3 protein-coding genes are annotated in these 2,908 nt (G+C 70.2%); 1 reads left to right on the plus strand and 2 read right to left on the minus strand.

Features of this window, described 5'->3' with window-relative positions; translation table 11 throughout:
- Nucleotides 1-1,470, minus strand: a 1,470-nt coding sequence (locus ON27_RS40140; RefSeq protein WP_051047102.1) for a WXG100-like domain-containing protein, incomplete at its 3' end; no start/stop codon positions are given.
- A gap of 27 nt (nt 1,471-1,497) precedes the next feature.
- Nucleotides 1,498-2,445 carry a C40 family peptidase gene (locus ON27_RS29540; RefSeq protein WP_043734958.1) on the minus strand — a complete coding sequence of 316 codons (948 nt, stop codon included), beginning with the start codon at nt 2,443-2,445 and terminating at the stop codon, nt 1,498-1,500.
- Between the two features lie 177 nt (nt 2,446-2,622).
- On the opposite strand from ON27_RS29540, the gene ON27_RS29545 reads away from it, so the two are divergent.
- On the plus strand, nt 2,623-2,908 hold a 286-nt coding region (locus ON27_RS29545; RefSeq protein WP_157227392.1), incomplete at its 3' end, for a hypothetical protein.

Here is a 2,908-nt window from a genome sequence, read left to right on the forward strand (position 1 = left end):
GCGCCGCGCCTTCGCCCATGGGGTGGCCGCGGGCCGACGCGCCTTCGGCGCGATCTTCGCCGGACCTTCCGCTCTGGGCAGCTGTGGATTCGGTGCCGGCGCTGCGTGCTGCCCGGTGCGCCCCCAAGGGGTGGCCGCGGCCCCGGCGCCCTGCTGAGCGGCGATCGGACCGCCCGGCGCCGAAGCGTCGACCGGCGACCGGCCCGGTGGCGCAGCCGAATCGGACGCCGAGCCGGGCTCGCGCACCGCGCTGTCGTACGCCGGTCGCAGCGAATCGGCGAGCGCCGCGTCCCGGGCGACCGTCGTTCCCGCGTCGGATGAGAGCGGCGCGGATATCGAACGGGGCGTTCCGATTTCGGCGGAGTGTGAGGCGGCAGCCGCGGCCGGATTGTTCGCGACCGCGGCCTGAGCCGGGGACTTCGCCGCCGCGGAGTCCGAGACCGGATTCCGTTGTGCTGCCGTGCCGTGTTGCGCTGCCTGGTCGGCGGCGCCGGTCGGCGAGGCACCCGCGTTCTCGGTTCGATCCACAGCCCGCTCCCCGACGCCGAAAACGTTCGCGGCGGGGACTCGTGCGTCGTGGGCGTTGTTCCCGGCGGGATTTCCCGGCCCTGATGGTAGATCCGGACCGAAGCGTGCCTGGGGCTTCTCGTGCGGCCGGAGCACGGACTCGTCCGGCCGCACGGCGGGACCGAGGGGTGGCCCGGCGCCCGGCGCGGTGGGGTCGGTCACCGTGGGGTGAGCGGCTTCATCGATGCGCGGTGCGGTGGTGAAGTCGAGTTTCGAGACGTTCTCGGCGAAGTTCGCCGCGTGCTGCATGATGTCGTCGGCGTGATCGTCGAGCACTCGCGCGAAGCGCTGGACCTCGTCGGGGTCGATGTGCAGGGCTTTGGTTCCACTCGACGACGGCACGTCGAGCGCGTCGCGGGCGGCGTCGTAGACGAGCCCGTTGACCATGTCGCCGATGGCTTGTTCGAGCGGTTCGATCGCCTTGCCGATGACTTCGGCGACGATGTACCCCACCAGATACTGCACCATCTCGTCGCACAGCCGCCGCGCCGCGGCCACCACCAACGGCGCGGAGGGCGCCAGCGGCGGGGTCAGCATGATCGAGGTATAGGCCGCGGCCAGCGCGGCGAGTTCGGCCAGCACGGCGACCTTCACCGCGGTGATCACGGTCGCCGCCACCTCGAGGGCCTGCCCCACGAGCTCGCACGCGCTCTCGAGCCGCCGCATGTTCGTGGCGCTCATCTTCGCCCAGGTGGCCGCCAACTGCTGGTAGGAATCGCCCGAGTAGAAAGCGCCCATCTGGTCGATCACGCCGGTCGCCGAGTCGTGCGTGTCCTGTACCTGCGCGGCGAAGGTGCGGACGTGACCGGCGAGGGCGCGCACGTCGTCCTCGTTGATGTCCGGATACGGAATGCCGCAGATGTTGAGGAAAAGCGCGACCTCGCTGGGAATGTCTATGGCCACGCCGTGATCCTCTCCCGGGTCACCGCGTCACAGCACCCGGACGACGACGGCTTCGCTCGGCATACGTGACCACTTCACCGTCGAACCGGTGTAGGGCGCCTCGATCACCATGCCGTTGCCCGCGGCGAGTTGCACGTGCTCGGGCCCGCGTGCGCTGAACGATCCGGCGGGGAACACCAGATCGCCGGGCCGCACGTCGCCGGGGTGCACCCGGGTTCCGCTGTAGATCTGCTCGTAGGTGGTCCGAGGCAACACCACTTCGCCGTTGCTGGCTTGGGCGATCGCGTACTGCGTGAGGCCCGAGCAGTCGAATCCACCGCCGCTGGGCCCGCCGGCGCCGCCCCCGCCCCAGACGTACGGCGTGCCGAGCCAGTTGCTGGCGGCGAGCACCGCGTTGCTGCCCAGCGTCCCGTCCGAGCGCACCCGGCCGTTGCGGCGCAGCCGGGAGGCCGACCTGGACCTGGAGCGCGTTCGACGCCGTCGGCGGGGCGCGTCGCCGTGGCGCGCCTGCCTGGTCGGCGGCACGGCGGGCGGCATGATCTGCGCGGCCTGCCTGCGGGCGGCGGCGACGTCGGCATCGACCTGCTTGGTGGCATTGGAGATGGTGGTCTGCGCGGCATCGAGCAGCGCGGGGCCGCTGAAGCGGGTGTCGCTCACGGACGCGATCGCCTGCATCCGCGCCTGGAAATCGGCGATGTGGTTGGTCAGGCGGCCACGGCCGTTGACCGTTCCGTCACTGGACTCGCCCACGGCTTTGCGCACGATTCCGTCCTTGCCCGCATGCGATTCCGCGACCGACAGCTGCATCCCCTGGGCCTCGCCGTACCGCAGCGCCACCGCCCCGGAATGGGCACGCAAATCGGCGGCCAGCGCTTGGGTCGCGCTCGCCGACTGGCCCGCGGGCTGGCCGTCGCCGTACAGGGCGAGCAGCGAGCGGAGCACTCCATCCAGGTCGTTCGTCAGTGCCGGTGCCATCCGACCGACTCGCCATCGCTCATCAACGACCGCCTCTCACACTTTCCAGTTATTGTGTCGCTCCAACAGATTCGGTTGTATTCCCATTCTTGGGTGGGTAATCGAACTATGCGCCACTTCCCACAACCGGGAAGCACCGACAATGGATGTGACTTCCTGAGAGGCGGTGGCGACGGTATGGCACCAACGGCGGCGGAAACCAAAGCCAAGACAGCTTCGGTGGCATCCACCCCGCTGGTCGGCATGGCCGCCGAGGCCAAGCATTTCTGGTTGGTCGACCTGCATTGCCCGCCCGGCGCCTCGGAAGGGCTGCGCGCCTTCATCGCGCTGGCGGACACCGCCATCCAGACCGCCGTCGACCTGCTGGGCCGTGGCATGACCACTCCCCCGCCGAAAGTCGACGACCTGCTCAAGCCGGCGATCTACGAAACCCTCGGCAAGGGCGAGGCGGACGACGAATACC

The organism is Nocardia asiatica NBRC 100129, from assembly GCF_000308415.1.
Lineage (GTDB): Bacteria > Actinomycetota > Actinomycetes > Mycobacteriales > Mycobacteriaceae > Nocardia > Nocardia asiatica.